Consider the following 20,501-nt stretch of genomic DNA (forward strand, 5'->3'; position numbering starts at 1 on the left):
GGCCGGCCGACGCCTCAGAACCCGAAGACAGCCTGTCCCAGCGCGATATAGAGCGGAATGCCCACGGCGATCGCGACCGGCGTGCCGATGCTGGTCGACGATCCGATATAGGATGACGGATTGGCGGTCGGGATCGCGGCACGCAGCGTGGGCGGACCCGAAATATCCGAACTGGAGCCGGCCAGCACCGCCAGCAGGATCACGCCGCCCGGGCTGAACCCCGTGACGAGATGGGCGATGTAGCCCAGGCCGAACGCCATCAGCCCGTGGACGAGCGGTGCGGCCACGCCATAGACGACATACCAGTGGGCAACCTTGCGCAACTCGTTGAGCCGCGTATAGGCCTCCATCCCCATGATCAGCATCAAGACCGACAACAGCCCGCGGAACAGCGGATCGTAAAACCCCTCGAAGACCCGGTCGGGCCGGGTGAGAAGGCCGAGCGCCAGACCGAGCAGCAGCGCCGAAAGGGCCGAACCGCGCAGGCTTTCCGTGATGATCGGCCAGATCTTCACCCTGGCGTTGGCGCCGTCCTTCTTCCGGTTGAGATAGATGTTCGCCAGAACGATGGCCAGCACAAGCGCCGGAATGTCCATGAACGGATAGAGCGCCGGCACCCAGGCCTCGTAGACGACACCTTCCTCTTCAAGGATCACCATCGCGGCAGCCAGCGTCGACGCGCTGACCGCGCCGAAAAGGCCGGCCGTGGCGATGCCGTCCTCGACCTTGACGCCGGGCAGATTGGCCAGCGTGATGCGGCCCAGAAACACGATGCCGCAGCCGAGCACGGCCGAAAAGACCGCCGGCAGCAGCATCTCCATCAAATTCGCCTCACGGATCTCCATGCCGCCATTGATGCCGATCCGCATCAGCAGCATGAAGACGGCGAACTTGTAGATCGCATCGGGAATTTCGAGCTTGCTGCCAAACGCGGCCAGCGCCATGCCGCCGACGAGAAAGGCCAGAGCGGGCGTTTGGAACTGGGTGACGAAACGCGTCAGAAAATCAACCAGCAGTTCCATCGCCGTCCTCATATTGGCCAAAAGTCGGATATTCGGCATCCGTATCGACCGCCGATGCCGGTGCGTCAAGCAGAACCGGATGGCCGGGGGCGGTTGCGATAACGGCTATCGCGTCCGGCAGGGCACGACGCGCACGATCTTGCCGCTGACGGGATCGCGGTCGGCCCGGGCAGCAGCGCGCTTGACCGGACGGCGAAGCTGGCCGAACGTCCGCGCATGGGCTGCGCACAGACGAAAGGGGCGGCCGCGCCAGCTGTCAGCCGCCGCCGTTCCTGACCCGTTTGGGTTCCAAGACGGTTGCGCGGGTGGCCGGATCGCAGAAATTGGGCGGCCTGTTCGGGCTCCGCCAGCGCATAAACCGCAAAAACGGCGGACGGGTAGGGACGAAGTTCGAACCCGGAGCCATGCTGGCCTGATCGTTCGAGGCGAAGCCGGGGACGTGAATCAGCCAGCGGATAATGGCGGAGAATCGGGGAGAAACTTCGAACCGGTCTCCGCAAGCGCACGACCGTGCGCCGGCCGGTCAGGCCGCCCCCGCGGAGCCAGCGAACGCAGTGAGCTTGGCGTGAGCCAAACAATGGCGGAGGGGGTGGGATTCGAACCCACGGAACGCTCGCACGCTCAACGGTTTTCAAGACCGCCGCAATCGACCACTCTGCCACCCCTCCGGCGTCCGTTAGATGGCACAGCGCCAACTGCCCCGCAAGGGCGCGGGCAGGGCGGCGGGACCGGGGCGACGAACGGGCATTTGTCGTTGGAACCTTGTCCGGCCTCGGCAATTATCCGTGTGCAAAGCTGATCCGGAATCCGATCCGGAGCGTATCTGTCGGCAAAGGCTCAAAGGAGGGAACTGGCCCATGAACCGTACTCGCTTCAACCGCATGTCCGCCGCCCGCGCCATCGCCGCAGGCGCACTGGCGGTTTTTGCCGCAATGCCGGCAACCGCTGCCGCCGAGCAGCTCTCCGGTCAGGCCCTGAAGGAGACGATCAACGGCAAGCGCGTCTATCTCGCCACGCCTTTCGGCGGCGAATTTCCCTTGCATTACAAGAGTAACGGCCAGGTGACCGGCGACGGCACCGCGCTCGGTCTCGGCCAGTACTTCGCGCCGCGCGAGACCGGGCGCTGGTTTGTGGAAGGCGACCAGCTCTGCCAGCAGTTCCCGACCTGGTATCGCGGCAAGCTGAGTTGCTTTACCTTGCGCAAGACCGGTGAGACCACGCTGCGCTGGCGCCGCGACGACGGCTATTCGGGCCGGGCACGCATCGAGGGCTGAGCGCGGCCAACGATCCGTTCATCACGCAATTTAACACAACGATAAGCGAGATGACCTAAGGTGGCGTTTTACGCGCCGCCGCCCTCTGGCAAGGCGCAGCAGCTTGGTGTAAGCGCCTTTGCCTATGGGGAATACATCCACATTGACACGTTTCGCGCGTCTGTGCGCACTCGGCGCCGTCGGCGTTGCGCTTTCGGGCTGCGGTTCGAACCTGACGCCGAAAGTCGCGCTGACCAGCGGCACCGAGAGCGTGGTCGCCACCAGCAGCGATGTGGTCAATCTTTCCAATCTCCCCGTCTTCACCCAAAATGCGGCGACCTCCGGCGAAGAGAGCTTTTCCGTCGCCGCCTATGGCGTTGCGGCCAGCCCGCGCGTCGCCTCGGGCACGCGCATCCAGCGCGGCGGCGGCCGGCAGATGGTCGGCCGACCCTACACGGTGCGCGGCCAGCGCTATTTTCCGACCGCCAATCAGCCCGCCGTCCAGCATGGCCGCGCGTCGTGGTATGGCGAGGCCTTCCACGGCCGCAAGACCGCCAACGGCGAAGTCTACGACATGAACCACCTGACGGCGGCGCACAAGACGATGCCGCTGCCGTCCTATGCGCGGGTGACCAACCGCGCCAACGGCCGCTCGGTTGTCGTGCGGGTCAACGATCGCGGCCCTTTTTCCAACAACCGCGTGATCGACCTGTCCAAGCGTGCCGCCTACATGCTCGACTACATCTCCGCGGGCACCGCCAACGTCCAGGTGGAGTATCTCGGCCCGGCACCGTTGCACGGACAGGACGACGAGTTCCTGATCGCATCGTTCCGCGGTGCGCCGACGCTGGGCACGCCACGCGGCGGCGGCGATCGCAACCTGCCCGGCGTGCGCCAGCCGGGCGTGATGCTGGCCTCGAGCGGGCAGCAGCCCGCAGCCGAACGCTTTGGCGGTCCCGCTGCCCCGGCGCTGGAAGCGCCGGGATCGCTGCTGCGCCGCTCGGCACGCCCGGTGATCGGGCTCGATGCATCGGCCTATGCCGATGCGCGCGTGGCGGCCGCATTCGCGGCGCCCTGGGCGGCCCTGCCCACCGAAGGCTGGAAGGCCCGCTGAGTTTTTCCGGCGATCATGCCGGCTTGCCGCTTCCCATGAGACGCTGGACGCTCTAGGTTCGTCGCGACACCATCCCGTTGCCGATGAGTTTGATTTTTATGCGCTCTTTGCCGCGCGGCACCTTCGGAAGGCCGGCGATCACGATTGTCCTCTTGCTGATGGCAGCCGTATTGCTTTCGGCCGGACCCGCGCGCGCCCAGCTCTACGAAACGCCCGCCCGGCACGCCATGCTCCTTGATGTGGGCACCGGCACCATCCTGTTCTCCAAGGACACCGATACGCCCATCCCGCCCGCCTCGCTTGCCAAGCTGATGACGATGGAAGTGGTCTTCCACGCCCTCAAATCCGGCCGGCTGACGCTGGAAGACCGGTTTCTGGTCAGCGAGAACGCCTGGCGCACCGGCGGGGCGGTGTCCGGCACATCGACCATGTTCGCCGAACTCAATTCGGAGATCGCGCTCGAGGATCTGATCCGCGGCGTCATCGTCCAGTCGGCCAACGATGGCTGCATCATCATCGCCGAGGGCATTGCCGGTTCGGAGGAGGCGTTCGCCCAACTGATGAACGACCGCGCCCGGTCGATCGGCATGACCGGCTCGAATTTCGTCAACTCGACCGGTCTGCCGGCCGACGGACAGACCGTGACGATCCGGGATCTGGTCACGCTGACACAGCACATGCAGCGCACCTATCCCGAATTCTACCGCTACTACAGCGAGACCGAGTTCACCTGGAACGGCATCCGCCAGCGCAACCGCAACCCCTTGCTGCGGATGGACATCGGCGCCGACGGGATGAAGACCGGCTTCACCGAGGCATCGGGCTACGCGATCGTCGGTTCGGTCGCGCGCTCGGGACGACGCATGATCGTTGCGATGAGCGGGCTGGACTCCGAGCGCCAGCGCGCCGAGGAAGCGCGCAAGATGCTCGACTGGGGCATAAGGGCATTCGAGCCGCACAGCCTGTTCGATGCTGGCGAGGAGATCGGAAATGTCCGGCTTTATGGCGGCGAGGCGGCGACAGCACCGGTCAGGCTCGCCGAACCTCTGACCATATTGATGCCGCTGACGGGGCGGGACACGATGCGCGCGCAGATCGTCTTCGACGGCCCGGTGCCGGCGCCGGTCGAAGCGGGCGATCCGATCGCCAGGCTGCACATCTATTTCGGTGACGAACTGGCCCATGAGGCCGAACTCGAAGCGGCGCAGGCCGTCGGCAAAGGGCCCATCCACCGGCAGGCGCTCGATGCGCTTCTCGAAATGGCGATCGGATGGATACGCTTCTAAACGCCGTGCCGGAGACCGGCCGCAAGGCCCGCGCGCACGGCCATGACGGCCTTTTCATCACATTTGAAGGCGGTGAGGGGGTCGGCAAGTCCACCCAGATCCGTCTGCTCGCCGACCGCCTTGCAGAGCGCGGCCATGCCGTGCGGGTCTCGCGCGAGCCCGGCGGTACACCGGGCGCCGAGGCGGTGCGGCATGTGCTTCTGGACGAGGCGGCGCTTGAAGGCTTCGGCCCGGCGCTCGAGGCGCTGCTGTTTGCCGCCGCGCGCAGCGACCATGTGGAGCAGGTGATCCGGCCGGCGCTTGCACGCGGGGAAACGGTGCTTGTCGATCGTTTCATGGACTCGACCCGAGTCTATCAGGGTGTCAGCGGCGATCTCGATCCGGGCTTCGTCGCCGCCCTCGAGCGCGTGGCGATCCACGGTACGGTGCCGGACCTGACCATCATTCTCGACCTCGACCCGGAAACCGGGCTGGCGCGCGCCGATGCGCGGCGTGCGGAGAACACTGCGCAGGACCGGTTCGAAAAGGAAACGGTCGCGGTACACGAGGCACGCCGCAAGGCGTTTCGCGCCATCGCCGAGGCAGAACCGGACCGGTGCCGCATCGTCGATGCCGCTGGCGATCCGGAAACCGTCGGCGAGGCAATCTGGGCGCATGTGGCGCCGCTCGTCGCCGCCAACAGCGGTGGGGCAAACGTTTCATGACCGATCAACAGACGCCGGAGTATCACGACACGCTGGAAGGGATCGCGCCGCCCAGCGCGTCGACACGCCTTGTGGGTCATGAAACGGCCGTGGCGCAGATGCTGTCCATCGTGCGCTCGGGGCACCATGCCATCCTCTTGGACGGCGAACAGGGGATCGGCAAGGCGACGGCGGCATTCCATCTGGCGAACGCGCTTCTGGATGGCGCTTCGCTCGAGGACGAGCGTCTGCCGGCGCCAAACCCGTCGTCGGCGAGCGTCCGGCAGGTGGCGCAGGGCGCCCATCCCAACCTCATTCATTTGACCCGGCCGCGCGCTGCGACCGGCACCGGCTTCAAGACCGTGATCACCATCGACGAGGTGCGGCGCGTCCAGCATTTCCTGTCGATGACCGCGAGCGTCGATCGGCCGCGCATCGTCATCGTCGATCCGGTCGGCGACATGCCGCGCGGGGCGGCCAATGCCCTTCTCAAAACACTTGAGGAACCACCGTTTAACACTTTGTTTTTGATTGTATCACACGGCAGCGGCGGATTGCTGGCCACCATTCGCTCGCGCTGCCAGATCGTGCGGTTTGCGCCCTTGCCGAACAGCCAGGTCGAAGAGGTGATCACGCTCGCCGGGCAGGGGGCCGTCCCGGAATCGGATACCGGCCGGCTGGCGGCTTTGTCGGGCGGTCGTCCGCGCCTGGCACTGACTTTGGCGCTTTTCGGCGGAGCAGAACTGCGCGACAGCCTCGAAAAACTGCTGGCCGCGCCGCGCTTCGACACGATGCTGGCGCACAGGCTGGCCGAAGTGGCCGGCGCCAAAGGCAACGACACCCACAACACGCTGCTGCGCGAAATGGCTGTCGACATCGTCCGCAGCCGCGCGCGCAGCGCCGCGCTGTCGGGCGATCTGCGCGGCGCCGACCGGCTCGCTGCCTTCGAACGCGAACTGGCCCAGCGCTTCGCCGAGGCCGATGCGTTCGGCCTCGACCGCAAGCAGGAACTGCTGGTCGCCAGCGCGCGCATGCACGACGTTCTGGGCGGCGCCGGACGCTGAAAAACCGTTGCTCCGGCGGTTTGAAATGCGCCGGAAATCGGATACATGCACGCCACGCTTTCCCGATTTGCGAACAAGTGGTTGCCGGCGCCCATGAGCGACACTTTCTACATCACCACGCCGATCTTCTATCCCAACGGCGTGCCGCATATCGGCCATGCCTATACGGCGATCGCCACCGATGTGCTGGCCCGCTTCCAGCGGATCGACGGCAAGGACGTGTTCTTCCTGACCGGCACGGACGAGCACGGCCAGAAGATGCAGCGCACGGCCGAGGAGCGCGGCATCACGCCGATCGCCCTGGCAGACGAGAACTCGGCGGTCTTCCGGTCGATGGTGGAGGAGTTTGGCTGCTCCAACGACGATTTCATCCGCACCACCGAGCCGCGTCATGCCGCCGCCTGCCAGGAACTGTGGCGCCGCATGGAAGCCAATGGCGACATCTATCTGGACACCTATGGCGGCTGGTACTCGGTGCGCCAGGAAGCCTATTTCGACGAGAGCGAGACGGAAGTCGGCGACGATGGCGTGCGGCGCGAGCCGCTGGGCTCGGAAGTGGAATGGGTCGAGGAGGAGAGCTATTATTTCCGCCTGTCGGCCTATGGCGACCGGCTGCTGGCCCATTACGAGGACAATCCCGGCTTCATCGCGCCCAATGAGCGGCGCAACGAGGTGATCTCCTTCGTCAAATCCGGCCTCAAGGATCTGTCGATTTCGCGCACCACCTTCGACTGGGGCATCCCTGTGCCCGGCAACGACGCCCATGTGATGTATGTGTGGGTCGACGCGCTGACCAACTACATCACGGCGGCCGGTTTCCCCGACACCGGCGCCGAGGAATGGCGCTACTGGCCGGCGACGCACATTATCGGCAAGGACATCATCCGCTTCCACGCCGTCTACTGGCCGGCTTTCCTGATGTCGGCTGGCGTCGCATTGCCCGAGCGGGTGTTCGCGCACGGCTTTCTGAACAATCGCGGTGAGAAGATGTCCAAGTCGGTCGGCAATGTGGTCGACCCGTTCGAGCTGCGCGACCGGTACGGGCTCGACCAGGTGCGCTACTTCTTCATGCGCGAGGTGCCGTTCGGCAATGACGGCAGCTACAGCCACGAGGCTATCGTCGCGCGCACCAATGCCGATCTCGCCAACGGGATTGGCAACCTGGCGCAGCGCTCGCTGTCGATGATCGCCAAGAACTGCGAGGGCAGGGTGCCCGACAATGGCGGACTGACGGACGACGATGAGGCGCTGATCGCGGCGACCGGCCCGGCGCTGGAGACCGCGCGCACGGCAATGGCCGAACAGGCGATCCACAAGGCGCTCGAAGCGATCTTCGCCGTCGTTGCCGAGGCCGACCGCTATATCGACGCCCAGGCGCCCTGGACGCTGCGCAAGACCGATCCCGAACGCATGAAGGCGGTGCTCTACACGATGGCCGAAACCGTGCGGCGCATCGCGCTGATGACGCAGCCGTTCATGCCCGATGCGTCGGCCAGGCTGCTCGATCTCGTCGCGGTGCCCGTCCGCAAGCGCACATTTGCCGATTTCGAGGCGCGGCTGGTGCCGGGCACCGAACTGCCCAAGCCGCAGGGCGTGTTTCCGCGCTATGTGGAGGACGAGGCGCAGGACGCCTGATGCCGACCCTCGTCGACAGCCACTGCCATCTTGATTTCGACACGTTCGCGCCGGAGCTGGACGCCGTCGTCGACCGTGCGCGGGCGGCGGGACTCGTGCGCATGGTGACGATCTCGACAAAAGTGCACCTGTTTGCCGAGCGCATCCTGCCGATCGCCGAGCGCTATGACGATGTGTTCTGCTCGGTCGGCACCCATCCGCACCATGCCGACAAGGAACTGGACGTCACCGCCGACGATCTGGTGCGGCTGTCGGACCACGAGAAGGTCATGGCGATCGGCGAGGCGGGGCTCGACTATTTCTACGACAACAGCCCGCGTGAGGCGCAGGCCGAAGGCTTCCGCCGCCATATCGCCGCGGCGCGGGAGACCGGACTGCCGCTGGTGATCCATTCGCGCGACGCCGATGACGACATGGCACAGATTCTGACCGAAGAGACCGAAGGGAAGGGGGCGTTTCCATTCGTGCTGCACTGCTTTTCGTCGGGCCGCGCCCTTGCCGAAACCGGTGTAGCCCTGGGCGGTTATGTGTCCTTTTCCGGCATTGCGGCGTTCAAGCGCTCGGTCGAACTGCGCGACATCGCCCGCGACCTGCCGCGCGACCGGATCCTCGTTGAAACCGACGCGCCTTATCTCGCACCGCCGCCGCATCGCGGCCAGCGCAACGAACCGGCCTATGTAGCGCACACGGCAGCGATCCTTGCCGATCATCTGGGCGACGATGCCGACACTTTCGCCGCGCAGACGACCGAAAATTTCTATCGCCTGTTTGCCAAGGTGCCGCGCCATGACGGGTAACGCGAGCAGCACCGTGCGCGTGACCATATTGGGCTGCGGTTCGTCGCCCGGCGTGCCCCGCCCGAACGGCGATTGGGGCAAATGCAACCCGCACAATCCGAAGAACCGCCGCATGCGCGCGTCGATCCTCGTCGAGCGGGCCGGGCGATCGGGAACGACCAGCGTCGTCATCGATACCGGCCCCGATTTCCATGCGCAGATGCTGATGGCCGATGTCCGGCAGATCGACGCCATCGTCTATACGCACGCCCATGCGGACCACATTCACGGCGTCGACGATGTGCGGACCTTCGTGTTCGCCCAGGGCCAGATGATGCCGATCCATGCCGACGCGGCAACGGCCCATCGGCTGCACGAGGCGTTCGGCTATTGCTTTGCAACGCCGGACGGCAGCGCCTATCCGCCGATCCTGATCGATCACCGGATCGACCACGAAACGCCGTTCACGGTCGAAGGGCAGGGCGGGCCCCTCACCTTCGTGCCGCTGTACCAGCATCACGGTTCCATCCACTCACTGGGGTTCCGCATCGGCGATCTGGCCTATTGCCCGGACGTGTCGGCCTTTCCCGACGCGACGCTCGACAAGATGCGCGATCTCGACGTGCTGATCGTCGACGCGCTGCAATGCCGCGAACATCCAAGCCATCTGTCGCTGGCACAGACGCTGGACGTCATCGACCGGATCAGGCCGAAGCGCGCATTCCTCACGCACATGCACATTCCGCTGGACTATGACGTGGTGCTGGCCGAAACGCCCGATCACGTCGAGCCGTGCTATGACGGGCTGGTGATCGAAACGGGAGGAACAATGCCATGACCCAAATCGTGGTCGTCTTCAAATCCGGCGCCGTGGTTCGCCTTGCCGCCGAGCCGGTCCAGGCCGACACGCTCATCGGTGCGTTCTACAGCGAATGGGATCAGGCGGGCGTCAATCTGGTTGGCAACCTGATGTATGGCGGCGGTGCGCCGTACCGGCTGCAAGCCTCCGAGATTGCCGGCATCTTCGTGGATCAGGACGACACGCCGTGACGCCCAAACCAGGATCGTCCATGGCGCGTGTCGCGGACGCTGCGGCGGCACTCGGGCTTTCAATCGAGCTCAAGGTGATGGAGCAATCCACGCGCACCGCAGAGGATGCGGCGCGCGCCTGCGGCTGCCACGTCGGCCAGATCGTCAAGTCGCTGGTTTTCGAGGACGCGGCGAACGGGGCACTGGCCCTGTTGCTGGTCTCGGGCGGTCACAATGCGGATTTGGAATTTATTTCAGATTGTTACGGCTTGACTTTGAAGCGATGTGACGGCCGGCGTGTGCGCGACGAGACCGGCTTTGCCATCGGCGGCGTGGCACCGATCGGCCATCTGGCGCCGATCCCGATCTATATGGACACGACGCTTCTGGACTATGAGACGGTCTGGGCGGCGGCCGGAAGGCCCGACAGCGTCTTCAGCGTCGATCCGAATGCGTTGGCCAAGGCCATTGACGCCGAGAAGATCGACGTTGTGCCCAAGCCCTGAAACGCCATCCGGGCACACCTTTCAGTTCCATAATCAATCTTATGCGACAAATGTGTGCGTTGGTCTGGTGACGGGCGGACCGGCATCGCCTCGGTGCTGATGCCGGCCTGCCCTGCGCGCGCCGTCACATTTCCATGATCTCGGCGACCTCGACCGTGCCGCTGCCATCAGCGACCATCGGGCAGCCCTTGGCCATGGCGACTGCGGCATCGATGCCGCCGGCGCTGACGATGGTGAAGCCCGACAGAGGGTTGGCGCCGCCATCATCTGTGACGCCTGAGCCGCTGACGGTCTTCGACATGCCCACCGGATTGCCCGGATTGACGACGGCGTCACCCATCTCCTTGAACCAGGCTTCCCACTGCGCCATGACCTTGGCGCCTTCCTCGGGCGTGTCGGGCCTGTTGCCGCCATGATAGGCGAAGATGAAATGTGACATGATCGATCTCCTTGAATGTCGGATGGTTTGCCCCGCCCAGCCGGGTGCCGAGCGGCGGGTTCATCAATACTAAACCATGTGGTTGACTAATAGAATTGCGCCGTATTGTCAACCATATGGTTGAGTGATATGTCGGCCGCATGAATGCACTCGACACCACCTTTGCCGCGCTCAGCCACGAGGCGCGGCGCGCCATCCTGTCCAGGCTTGCCGATGGAGAAACCCGCCTGTCCGATCTCGCCGGCCCGTTTGCCATGTCCCAGACCGCCGTCTCCAAGCATGTGCGGGTTCTCAGCGATGCGGGCCTCGTCACCGTCGAACAGCGCGGACGCAGCCGCTATTGCCGGCTCAACGCGGCGCCGATGAAGCAGGCGGCCGAGTGGCTGTCGGACTATGAGACCTTCTGGGGCCAGCAGTTCGACAATCTGGCCCGCTATCTGGCCGAAAACGGAGACTGAGATGCAGTTCGTTCAATCGCCTCCGGGCGACGACCCGATCGTGGTCGAAGGCTTCTTCGCCGCCTCGCCGGCCCGCGTCTTCAACGCCTGGACCAATCCGGACATCGTCATGAAATGGTTCGGTCTCGAGCCGAACTCGCTGCATTCGGCCGATATCGATCTGCGGCCCGGCGGCGCATGGCGCTTTCTGCATTCCAGTACCGCCGAACAGACCATGGGGTTTGAAGGCGCCTATGCGGAAATCGAGCCGGACGAGCGGCTGGTCTTTTCCTGGTCGCATGTGATCACCCGGGCCGATGGCGCCCGCGAGGCGACGCCGGAATCGCGGATCGAGGTGACGTTCACGCCCAAGGGTTCGGGCACGATGGTGCGGCTCGTCCATTCCGCCGTCCGGACCGAGGATGCGCGGCGCGGCATTGGCGGCGGCTGGGAGGCTTCGTTCGGATCGCTGCGCGACGTGCTGGCCGAATAGCTGTGCATAAGGACGCGCGCCGCCAAAAGGCGGCATGACAGTACGGGCGACCCGCCGCAGTTTGCGGCCATGGAACCCTCCCGCGACATCGACCGGCTGATCGAGATCATGGCGCGCCTGCGCGACCCCGAAACGGGTTGTCCGTGGGATGTCGAGCAGACATTTGCGACGATCGCGCCCTATACGATCGAGGAAGCCTATGAGGTGGCCGACGCGATCGAACGCGACGACATGATCGATCTGGTCGACGAACTGGGCGATCTGCTTCTCCAGGTGGTGTTCCACGCGCGGATGGCCGAGGAAGCCGGCACCTTCGATTTCGGCTCGGTGGTCGAGGCGATCACCCGCAAGATGATCCGCCGGCATCCCCATGTCTTCGGCGACGAGACGGTGCGCGGCAAAAAGCTCGCCAAGGGCATGTGGGAGAAGATCAAGGCCGCCGAAAAGGCCGAGCGCGTGGCGGCACACAAGGCGGCCGGCACCGCCGACGGGTCGGACGAAACCCCGTCCCTGCTGGACGATGTGCCGCGCACCCTGCCCGCCCTGATGCGCGCCCTGAAGCTGCAAAAGCGTGCCGCCAATGTCGGCTTCGACTGGGACACCGCGCCGCCGATCCTTGCCAAGATTCGCGAGGAAACCGAGGAACTGGCCGAGGTGATGGACGAGGCCGATCCCGACCGCATTCGCGAGGAGTATGGCGACCTGCTTTTCGCGATGGTCAATCTTGGCCGGCATCTCGATCTCGAACCCGAGGCCGCGCTGACCGAAGCCAACGCCAAATTCGCGCGCCGTTTCAAACGGATCGAGGAAGAGCTGTCTGCGCGCGGCTCGTCGGTCGAAGCCGCCGATCTCGCCGAGATGGATGCGATCTGGAACGCGGTCAAAAAGGTGGAAAAACCGGCCTGACGACGGCTGTTACCCGGTCTTCTCGGTAACCCGCGCCGTCCGTCGGTCATAGGCATCGGCGGTGTCTCGCGTCATCTGCACGCTGACCGAGACGCTGCCATCGTCGCCGTCCTGCCGGTCGCGGACAACCGCGTTCTCGTACAGCCAGGCGACATCGGCGAACCGGGCGGCGGGTACCGTGAATTGCCGGGTCACCAGCGCTCCGGCAATGCGTTCCTCGATCAGCGCCAGAAGCGCATCCATCCCCTCGCCGGTCAGCGCCGACACGGCCACCTCGCCCTGCCCGGACACCCTGGCCGAGAGCGCGGCGCGGGCATCGGCGTCGAGCGCATCGGTCTTGTTGTGCACCTCGATCACATGCTCGTCGTCCGGCGTCACGTCGAGCTCGGCAAGAACGGCGCGCACGTCTGAACTCTGCGCCGCCGCCTGCGGATCGGACGCGTCATGAACATGGACGATCAGGTCGGCTTCCTCGACCTCTTCGAGCGTCGCGCGGAACGCGGCCACCAGATGCGTCGGCAGGTCGGAGATGAAGCCGACCGTGTCCGACAGAATGATCTCGGTCCCGCCCGGCAGGCGCACGCGGCGCAAGGTCGGATCAAGCGTGGCGAACAGCATGTCCTCGGCCATGACGGCGGCGCCCGTCAGCCGGTTGAACAGGGTCGACTTGCCGGCATTGGTGTAGCCGACCAGCGCCACCACCGGCAGCGGCACCTTCCTGCGCTTGGCGCGGTGCAGCGTGCGGGTGCGGCGCACCTGTTCGAGTTCGGTCTCCAGCCGCTTGATCTTGTCGCGCAGGATGCGCCGGTCGGCCTCGATCTGCGTTTCGCCGGGACCGCCCAGGAACCCTGCCCCGCCGCGCTGGCGCTCAAGGTGCGTCCATGAGCGCACGAGGCGTCCGCGCTGATAGTTCAGATGCGCCAGTTCGACCTGAAGCGAGCCCTCTTTCGTGCGCGCCCGGCGCCCGAAAATTTCGAGGATCAGTCCGGTGCGGTCGAGCACCTTGGCGTTCCACGCCTTTTCGAGATTGCGCTGCTGAACCGGCGTCAGCGCGTGGTCGACAACCACCAGTCCCGCTTCGTGCGCCGCGATCACGCCCGCCAGTTCAGCGACCTTGCCCGAGCCGATCAGCGTCGCCGGAACGGGCTTGGCGACCGGCACCACCATCTGGTCGGCGATCACCAGGTCGATGGCGCGCGCGAGACCGGCGGCCTCGGCCAGCCGCTCGCCCGCCGTCCGCACCGGCAACCCGGCCCGATCGGCATCATTGTCCCGTTTGGCGATGTCGGGCGCCAGCACGACGGCACGCGTCGGCTCGCCGCGGCGGTCCACGCCGCCGCCGCGCCCCTGCTTCATCGTCTCTGGCCGGGAAACGCGCTGCGTCACTCGGGCTTCTGGCTCGCGCTTTCGCTGTCGAACAGCTGCACGGGCTGGCTCGGCATGATCGTCGATATGGCGTGCTTGTAGACGAGCTGCGCGCTTCCATCCCGGCGCAGCAACACACAGAAATTGTCGAACGACGTCACGACACCGGTCAGCTTAACGCCGTTGACCAGGAAGATGGTCAGCGGGATTTTCTGTTTTCTGACTGCGTTGAGAAACTGGTCTTGAAGGTTCTGCGACCTTTCGGCCATTCCTGATGCCCCACTTCGGTGCTTTTTGTTTATCGTATCACTATCCTGCGACCGCCGCTCAACGGCCCGATTTTGCGACAATGGCTGGCCATCTGTGACAGTTTCGACTGTCTCATGATGAGATTTGCGAAAAGATCACCGCTTTTCAAGGGAAAGCGAGCCGGCAACAGCGATTTTTTCGGCCGCACCGAAGAAAGCCCGCCCCAGCTGGCGTGCCGTTTCTCCCGGATGACCATTGGCGACCGGCGCACCGTCAATGCTCGTCACCGGCATGATCTGCGAGGTCGCAGACGTCATGAACGCCTCCCGCGCAGCCTTGGCTTCGGCAACGGTAAAACCACGTTCCTCGACGGCCAGGCCCAGTTTCGCCGCCGCATCGAGCGCGGTCGCACGTGTCACACCGCGCAGGATGCCGTTTTCGGCGGGACGGGTGACCAGCACATTGTCCATCGTCACGATCCAGGCATTGGTGGCCGCGCCCTCGGTGACCATGCCGTCCTCGTCGACCATCCAGGCTTCGGCCGCGCCGCTGTCGCGCGCCTGCTGCCGCGCCAGAACGTTGGGCAGCAGGCCGATCGTCTTGATGTCCACCCGGTCCCAGCGATTGTCGGGCACGGTGATCACGGCGACACCCTTTTCGGCCTTTTCGGCGAACGCCCGGCGGTCGGTCGATTTGGCTGTCACGACGAGCGCCGTCGGCGTGCCGGGAGGCGGGAACGGATGGTCGCGGCGTGCCACACCGCGCGTCACCTGCAGGTAGACCAGCCCGTCGCGCACTCGGTTCCGGCTTGTCACTTCGATCATGATCCGACCGAGCGCGTCGCGGCCCACGGGCCAGGCCATCGCCAGTTCGCTCAACGAGCGGTCCAGCCGGTCCAGATGTCGCGTCCGATCGATGATGAAGCCGCCGGAAACCTCGCACACCTCATAGACGCCGTCGGAAAACTGGTAGCCGCGATCCTCCACATGCACCTGGGCTTGCGCATGCGGCACATAGCGGCCGTTGACATAGGCAATGCGTGACATCCGTCCCCTTCCCTTTCGCGCGCGGCGGCGCTCTCAGAAGAACTGCAGGCTGACGCGGAACAGCTGCTCGACCTTCTTGACCGCCGATGTCTTGGCGAAGATCACCACGCGGTCATGTGCCTTGATGCGGGTTTCGCCGTCCGGCTTGACCACTTCGCCGTCACGGTAGAGCGCACCGATCCGGATGTCCTCGGGCAGATCGAGTTCGCGCAGCGGCACGCCGACAAGCGGCGAAGTCTCCAGCGCCTCGGCCTCCAGCACCTCCGCCTGACCCTTCTGCACCGAGTGGACCTGGCGGATGCGGCCGCGGCGCATATGCTGCAGCACGCGCGAGATCGTCACCGCACGCGGGTTGATGTGCGCGTCGATGCCGAGCGTCGAGGTGAAGCTCTGATAGCCAAGATCATTGATCAGGCTCATCGTCGCATCGCACCCCAGCTTCTTGGCCATGACCGCCGACAGAACGTTGACCTGGTCGTCATTGGTCAGCGTGACCATCAGTTCGGCGTCCTGAATGTCGGCTTCGTGCAGGATCTGCTGGTCGAGCGCGCTGCCATGCAGCACGATCGTGCGGCGCAGCGTGTCGGCGACGCTGATCGCGCGTTCGCGATTGTGCTCGATGATCTTGACGTTGGTGCGCGCGCCGCTGCGTTCCAGTTCGGTGGCGACGAAATGGCCGATATTGCCGCCGCCGGCGATGACGATCCGCCGCGCCTCGGTTTCCTCATGCCCGAACAGCGACAGGGTCCGCCGCACCTGGTCGCGATTTGAGATCACATAGACCAGATCGTCGACGAGAAGCTGGTCCGCCGAATGGGGCACGAACAGTTTCTCATTGCGCCAGACGCCCACGACCGTCGCGCTGAGATCGGGGAACAAATCGGTCAGCTGGCTCAGCGGCGTGTTGATGACCGGGCAATCCTCGCGGCACTCGATCGCCATCATCGTCACATTGTCGTCGGCGAACTGGACGACATCGGTGGCACCGGGCAGCGCGATGCGCTTGAGCACAACCTCGCCGACTTCCTTTTCCGGCGAGATGATGACGTCGATCGGCAGATGGTCGCGCGAGAACAGATCGCCGAAATGGGCGCCCAGATAGGATTGCGCACGCACGCGCGCGATCTTGGTCGGCACGTCGAAAAGCGAGTGCGCCACCTGGCAGGCGGTCATGTTGACCTCGTCATAGAGCGTGACCGCGATGATCATTTCGGCCTGGTCGGCGCCGGCGGCAGCCAGCACGTCCGGGTGGCTGCCATGGCCGACGATGCCGCGCACATCGAGCGTGTCACGCACCCGCTGGATCAGGTCCTGGGAGGTGTCGATGACCGAGACGTCATTGTCCTCGCTGGCCAGCCGCTCGGCGATGCCGAACCCGACCTGACCGGCGCCGCAGATGATGACGCGCATCTAGATCACACTCCCAGGGATTTGAGTTTGCGGTGCAGGGCGGAGCGTTCCATACCAATGAACTCGGCGGTGCGCGAGATGTTTCCGCCAAAGCGCGATATCTGCGCCAGCAGATAGTCGCGCTCGAAGCGCTCCCGCGCCTCGCGCAGCGGCAGCGACATGATGTGCGTATCCTCCGCCGTCGGCGCCTTGGGCAGGTTTTCGCTCAGTTCGGCGGGCAGCATGTCCGGCGAGATCATCCGGTCGTCCGGTTCGTCGCGCGCCAAGATCAGCACGCGCTCGACCGTGTTGCGCAACTGGCGGATGTTGCCCGGCCAGGAATGCGCCTGCAGCACGGCCATCGCCTCGTCGTCGATCATGCGCGGGCGGATGCCGGTCTGGGCGCTGATCTGCTTGACGAAACCGTCCACCAGCATGGCGATGTCCTCGCGCCGCTCGGCAAGCCCCGGCACCGCGACGGGCACCACCGCCAGCCGGCTGTAGAGATCGCGCCGGAACCGGTCCTCGGCGATCAGCGCTTCAAGATCGAAGGCGGTCGATGAAATGATGCGCACATCGACATTGACCCGCCGGACACCGCCGACGCGCTCGAATTCCTGTTCCACCAGCACGCGCAATATCTTCGACTGGGTCTCGCGCGGCATGTCGGCGACTTCGTCGAGATAGAGAATGCCGCCATGGGCCTGTTCGAGCGCGCCGACCTTGCGCTCGGCGCCGTTGGCCTCGGTGCCGAACAGCTCGATCTCCATGCGGCTGGGCGTGATCGCCGCCGCGTTGAGCGCGACGAACGGGCCCGCCGACCGGTCCGAGGCCGCATGGATTGCGCGGGCAACCAGTTCCTTGCCGCAGCCGGACGGCCCGGTGATCATCACCCGGCTGTTGGTCGGCGCCACCCGGCCGATGGCCTGGCGCAGCGTGTTCATCGCCGGCGACTGGCCGGTCAGTTCTCCCTGATCGCTCGAATGGCGCTTCAGCGCGGCGATCTCTCGTTTGAGCGCATGGGCTTCCAGCGCACGTTCGGCGACAAGGATCAGCCGGTCCGCCTTGAACGGCTTTTCGATGTAGTCGTAGGCGCCGCGCTTGATCGCCGACACCGCGGTTTCGATGTTGCCATGGCCGGAGATCATCACCACCGGCAGGCCCGGATGCATCTGCTGGATGACATCGAGCAGTTCGAGCCCGTCGAGCTTGCTGCCCTGCAGCCAGATGTCGAGGAAGATCAGCCGCGGCACGCGGTCGGAAATGGCCGCCAGCGCTGAATCGCTGTCATGGGCGGTGCGCGTCTCGTAGCCCTCATCGTCCAGAATGCCCGAAACGATGTCGCGGATATCGTCTTCATCGTCGATGACGAGAACGTCGGCTTTCATGGGGCTGCCTCCGGGTGTCCCTTGGACGGCGCGCCGGGGCGCGCCGCGTCCGTTTCGGGTTCTTCTTTTGTGATGCGGGCATCGGAAACCCCTGCCCCGCCGCGAGCCGGAAAGACCAGCCGCACCAGGGCGCCGATGCCATTGTGGAAATCGTCGGGCGCGTCATGCAGCTCCAGCGCGCCCGCGTGGTCTTCCATGACCTTGCGCACGATGGCGAGCCCGAGACCCGTGCCCTTTTCGCGCGTCGTCATATAGGGTTCGAGAAGCTTCTGCCGGTTCTGGCGCGGCAGGCCGCGGCCATTGTCGATCACGTCGACATGGATGTGCGCGCCATCGTCCGTGCGGTAGGCCCGCACGAGGATATGACCGGCAACATCATCATCCTGATGACCGGCCAGCCGCGCTTCGATGGCTTCCGAAGCGTTCTTGATGACATTGCCGATCGCCTGGCCGACCAGACGCGCATCGAAGACCGCCGGCAGCGCCTCGTCCGGCAGGTCCCGCTCCACGGTGATCTCGTTGCGGCTGACCTCGACGAGAAACGCCGCCTCGCGGATTGTCTCGCGCAGGTCCTGACCGGTCATCACAGGTTTGGGCATGCGCGCGAACGAGGAGAATTCGTCCACCATGCGGCCGATATCGCCGACCTGCCGGATGATCGTGTCGGTGCACTGGTCGAACACCTCCCGGTCGTCGTCGGCGATCGCCTTGCCGTAACGGCGCTTGATCCGCTCGGCGGACAGCTGGATCGGCGTCAGCGGGTTTTTGATTTCGTGCGCGATTCGGCGGGCGACATCGGCCCAGGCGCTCGAGCGTTGTGCGTCGACCAGATCGGAAATGTCGTCGACCGTGACGACATGAGTGCGCGCCGGCTTTCCGGCCTGGCCGGCGGGCTGGCGGTCGAAATTGACCTGGATGTTGAGCACGCGCTCGCGCCCGTTGCGATCGATGTAGGAGACCGGGGCGCGATAGTCGGCGCGGCGCGATTCGATTGCCTTGACGAAGCCGGCATGGACGGGCGGCGCCACATCCTTGAGCGTCGCGCCGGCGGCGATCGGCTTGCCGCCATTGAGGATGTTGGCCGCCGAGCGGTTGGCCACCGAGATGCGTGCGCGGTCGTCGACGCCCAGAACACCGGCGGAGACGCCCGACAAGACGGCTTCCGAAAAGCGGCGGCGCTTGTCGATGACGTCCTTGGCACTCAAAATCTCGTCGCGCTGGCTCTTGAGCTGCCCGAGCATGTCGTTGAACGTCTCGCCCAGATGGGCGACGTCACCATCCGACGCGCGCACAGGCACGCGCACCTCCAGATTGCCGCGCCCCACCTCGTCCGACGCGTTGATCAGCTGCCGGATGGGCCGGACGATCCGGTTGGCGACCGCGATCCCGGTCCAGATCGCCGACAGCAGCAGGATCAGCGTCAGCCCGAAGTAAAGCAGCGCGAAGGCGAGTTGCAGCGTGCCCTGGTTCGCGTCGAGGTTCTGATATTCGGCACGGTTCTGCTGCATCAGCCGCACCGCATCGAGCGCATCCGCGTCGATCGTGCGCAGCGTGTACAGCAGCGCATTGTCGATCTCGCGCAACTGGATCACCGCGCCGACAAGGTTGGTCGTGCCCGGCGGGATGATCACCGGCTTGCCGTCGGCGGCCGCGTCCAGCGCATCCTGCGGCGGCAGGGGCAGCGGCCGGTCCACGTCGATGTCGGCGGACTGGATGACGCTGCCGTCAGGGCGGATGACGGATGCGCCCAGAAGCGCCCGGCCCAGCGCCTGCTGGGTCAGGAAGCGTCGAAATCCGGTGCGGTCGAGATTGAACAGGCGCCGCTGGGAATCGAGCGCGAACGCCATGTTGATGGTCGAATCGCGCAGGTTCACCGCCGTCTCGTTCACATAGGATTCGGCGACCTGGATGGAGCTGTCGACGATCGTCCGGGTACGGATTTCGAACCAGCGGTCGAGACCGAGATCGAGCGTGATCGCGGCAACGAGCGCGACGACGATCGCCGGTGCGGCAGCGACAACCGAGAACATGGCGACGATGCGCACATGCAGCCGGGCCGCCGCCCTGCCCGCGCGGCGTGCCTGCCATATGTTGCGCAACTCAAGCCCTATCAGCAGCAGCAGCGCGCCGACGAACAGGCCGTTGATGACGATGGCGCCGACCGTGACCCGGTTGTCCGGCCGGATCGGTGTCAGGCCGATCAGGATGATGAAGGAGACCGTCGCGGTCAGAAGAGCGGCTGCAACCAGCGCGATCCCCCCGGCCGGGCTGACGTGCCCGCCGCCGAAGGTCCGCGTTATCGCCGAACGGGGAGCGCTCTGTTCCGCCGAAACCATGCCTGCCTCATCGCCCCCGCGCCAGCGTCGCATTTGCGCAACACATTGTGGCAATAATGCAACGCGACGGGGTTGGGCAAGTGCA

21 protein-coding genes and 1 tRNA gene are annotated in these 20,501 nt (G+C 65.4%); 13 read left to right on the plus strand and 9 right to left on the minus strand.

The window, feature by feature from the left end:
* Positions 1-14: 14 nt before the first annotated feature.
* Both ACOQOU_RS00855 and ACOQOU_RS00860 read right to left on the minus strand, forming a co-directional pair.
* Positions 15-1,022, minus strand: a complete 1,008-nt coding sequence (locus tag ACOQOU_RS00855; RefSeq protein ID WP_306025585.1) for a sodium-dependent bicarbonate transport family permease — start codon at positions 1,020-1,022, stop codon at positions 15-17.
* A gap of 578 nt (positions 1,023-1,600) precedes the next feature.
* Positions 1,601-1,690, minus strand: a tRNA-Ser gene (locus ACOQOU_RS00860).
* A 189-nt stretch (positions 1,691-1,879) separates the two neighbouring features.
* Between ACOQOU_RS00860 and ACOQOU_RS00865 the strand changes: the two genes are divergently transcribed.
* From ACOQOU_RS00865 to ACOQOU_RS00910, 10 genes are all read left to right on the plus strand, one after another.
* Positions 1,880-2,296: a hypothetical protein gene (locus tag ACOQOU_RS00865; RefSeq protein ID WP_245412730.1), complete on the plus strand. Its 417-nt coding sequence runs from the start codon at positions 1,880-1,882 to the stop codon at positions 2,294-2,296.
* 142 nt (positions 2,297-2,438) lie between these two features.
* Positions 2,439-3,389, plus strand: a complete 951-nt coding sequence (locus ACOQOU_RS00870) for a septal ring lytic transglycosylase RlpA family protein (protein WP_375567664.1) — start codon at positions 2,439-2,441, stop codon at positions 3,387-3,389.
* Positions 3,390-3,547: 158 nt separating this feature from the next.
* Positions 3,548-4,675 (plus strand): D-alanyl-D-alanine carboxypeptidase family protein, encoded by a 1,128-nt coding sequence (locus tag ACOQOU_RS00875; protein WP_306025586.1) that lies wholly within the window; start codon positions 3,548-3,550, stop codon positions 4,673-4,675.
* Positions 4,660-5,379, plus strand: a complete 720-nt coding sequence (gene tmk, locus ACOQOU_RS00880) for a dTMP kinase (protein WP_306025587.1) — start codon at positions 4,660-4,662, stop codon at positions 5,377-5,379. Before ACOQOU_RS00875 ends, tmk begins: the two co-directional genes overlap by 16 nt.
* Complete coding sequence (locus tag ACOQOU_RS00885; protein ID WP_306025588.1) at positions 5,376-6,422, plus strand: DNA polymerase III subunit delta'; 1,047 nt, start codon at positions 5,376-5,378, stop codon at positions 6,420-6,422. Before tmk ends, ACOQOU_RS00885 begins: the two co-directional genes overlap by 4 nt.
* A gap of 93 nt (positions 6,423-6,515) precedes the next feature.
* Entirely contained in the window at positions 6,516-8,057 is a 1,542-nt protein-coding gene (gene metG, locus ACOQOU_RS00890; protein WP_306025589.1) for a methionine--tRNA ligase, read from the plus strand.
* A complete protein-coding gene (locus ACOQOU_RS00895; protein ID WP_306025590.1) occupies positions 8,057-8,854 on the plus strand; it encodes a TatD family hydrolase in 798 nt (265 codons plus the stop codon). Before metG ends, ACOQOU_RS00895 begins: the two co-directional genes overlap by 1 nt.
* Positions 8,844-9,671, plus strand: a complete 828-nt coding sequence (locus ACOQOU_RS00900; protein WP_306025591.1) for an MBL fold metallo-hydrolase — start codon at positions 8,844-8,846, stop codon at positions 9,669-9,671. Before ACOQOU_RS00895 ends, ACOQOU_RS00900 begins: the two co-directional genes overlap by 11 nt.
* A complete protein-coding gene (locus tag ACOQOU_RS00905) occupies positions 9,668-9,883 on the plus strand; it encodes a hypothetical protein (protein WP_306025592.1) in 216 nt (71 codons plus the stop codon). The genes ACOQOU_RS00900 and ACOQOU_RS00905 overlap by 4 nt, the downstream gene beginning before the upstream one ends.
* 20 nt (positions 9,884-9,903) lie before the next feature.
* The gene (locus ACOQOU_RS00910) at positions 9,904-10,368 is read left to right on the plus strand and encodes a YbaK/EbsC family protein (protein WP_306025670.1); all 465 of its coding nucleotides are present in this window, start codon (positions 9,904-9,906) and stop codon (positions 10,366-10,368) included.
* 124 nt (positions 10,369-10,492) lie between these two features.
* Here the strand turns inward: ACOQOU_RS00910 and ACOQOU_RS00915 are convergent, their stop codons facing one another.
* The gene (locus ACOQOU_RS00915; protein WP_109767125.1) at positions 10,493-10,807 is read right to left on the minus strand and encodes a YciI family protein; all 315 of its coding nucleotides are present in this window, start codon (positions 10,805-10,807) and stop codon (positions 10,493-10,495) included.
* 140 nt (positions 10,808-10,947) lie between these two features.
* Between ACOQOU_RS00915 and ACOQOU_RS00920 the strand changes: the two genes are divergently transcribed.
* The 3 genes from ACOQOU_RS00920 (at position 10,948) to mazG (ending at position 12,643) form a co-directional block, all read left to right on the plus strand.
* The gene (locus ACOQOU_RS00920) at positions 10,948-11,265 is read left to right on the plus strand and encodes an ArsR/SmtB family transcription factor (RefSeq protein WP_306025593.1); all 318 of its coding nucleotides are present in this window, start codon (positions 10,948-10,950) and stop codon (positions 11,263-11,265) included.
* 1 nt (position 11,266) lies between these two features.
* Complete coding sequence (locus tag ACOQOU_RS00925) at positions 11,267-11,737, plus strand: SRPBCC family protein (RefSeq protein ID WP_306025594.1); 471 nt, start codon at positions 11,267-11,269, stop codon at positions 11,735-11,737.
* A 69-nt stretch (positions 11,738-11,806) separates the two neighbouring features.
* On the plus strand, positions 11,807-12,643 hold the full coding sequence (gene mazG, locus ACOQOU_RS00930) for a nucleoside triphosphate pyrophosphohydrolase (protein WP_306025595.1): 837 nt from the start codon (positions 11,807-11,809) through the stop codon (positions 12,641-12,643).
* A gap of 9 nt (positions 12,644-12,652) precedes the next feature.
* Here the strand turns inward: mazG and hflX are convergent, their stop codons facing one another.
* The 6 genes from hflX to ACOQOU_RS00960 form a co-directional block, all read right to left on the minus strand.
* Positions 12,653-13,999 carry a GTPase HflX gene (hflX, locus tag ACOQOU_RS00935; RefSeq protein WP_306025671.1) on the minus strand — a complete coding sequence of 449 codons (1,347 nt, stop codon included), beginning with the start codon at positions 13,997-13,999 and terminating at the stop codon, positions 12,653-12,655.
* Between the two features lie 26 nt (positions 14,000-14,025).
* Positions 14,026-14,277, minus strand: coding sequence for an RNA chaperone Hfq (gene hfq / locus ACOQOU_RS00940; RefSeq protein ID WP_109767121.1), 252 nt, complete (start codon positions 14,275-14,277; stop codon positions 14,026-14,028).
* A gap of 135 nt (positions 14,278-14,412) precedes the next feature.
* Positions 14,413-15,303: a D-amino-acid transaminase gene (locus ACOQOU_RS00945; protein WP_306025596.1), complete on the minus strand. Its 891-nt coding sequence runs from the start codon at positions 15,301-15,303 to the stop codon at positions 14,413-14,415.
* Positions 15,304-15,336: 33 nt separating this feature from the next.
* Positions 15,337-16,713 (minus strand): Trk system potassium transporter TrkA, encoded by a 1,377-nt coding sequence (trkA, locus tag ACOQOU_RS00950; protein WP_306025597.1) that lies wholly within the window; start codon positions 16,711-16,713, stop codon positions 15,337-15,339.
* Between the two features lie 5 nt (positions 16,714-16,718).
* Positions 16,719-18,080, minus strand: a complete 1,362-nt coding sequence (locus ACOQOU_RS00955) for a sigma-54-dependent transcriptional regulator (RefSeq protein ID WP_109767118.1) — start codon at positions 18,078-18,080, stop codon at positions 16,719-16,721.
* Positions 18,077-20,416 (minus strand): ATP-binding protein, encoded by a 2,340-nt coding sequence (locus ACOQOU_RS00960; RefSeq protein ID WP_420578764.1) that lies wholly within the window; start codon positions 20,414-20,416, stop codon positions 18,077-18,079. The genes ACOQOU_RS00955 and ACOQOU_RS00960 overlap by 4 nt, the downstream gene beginning before the upstream one ends.
* Positions 20,417-20,501: the final 85 nt, after the last annotated feature.

The organism is Oceaniradius stylonematis, assembly GCF_965223445.1.
In the GTDB taxonomy this organism is placed as follows: domain Bacteria; phylum Pseudomonadota; class Alphaproteobacteria; order Rhizobiales; family Rhizobiaceae; genus Roseitalea; species Roseitalea stylonematis.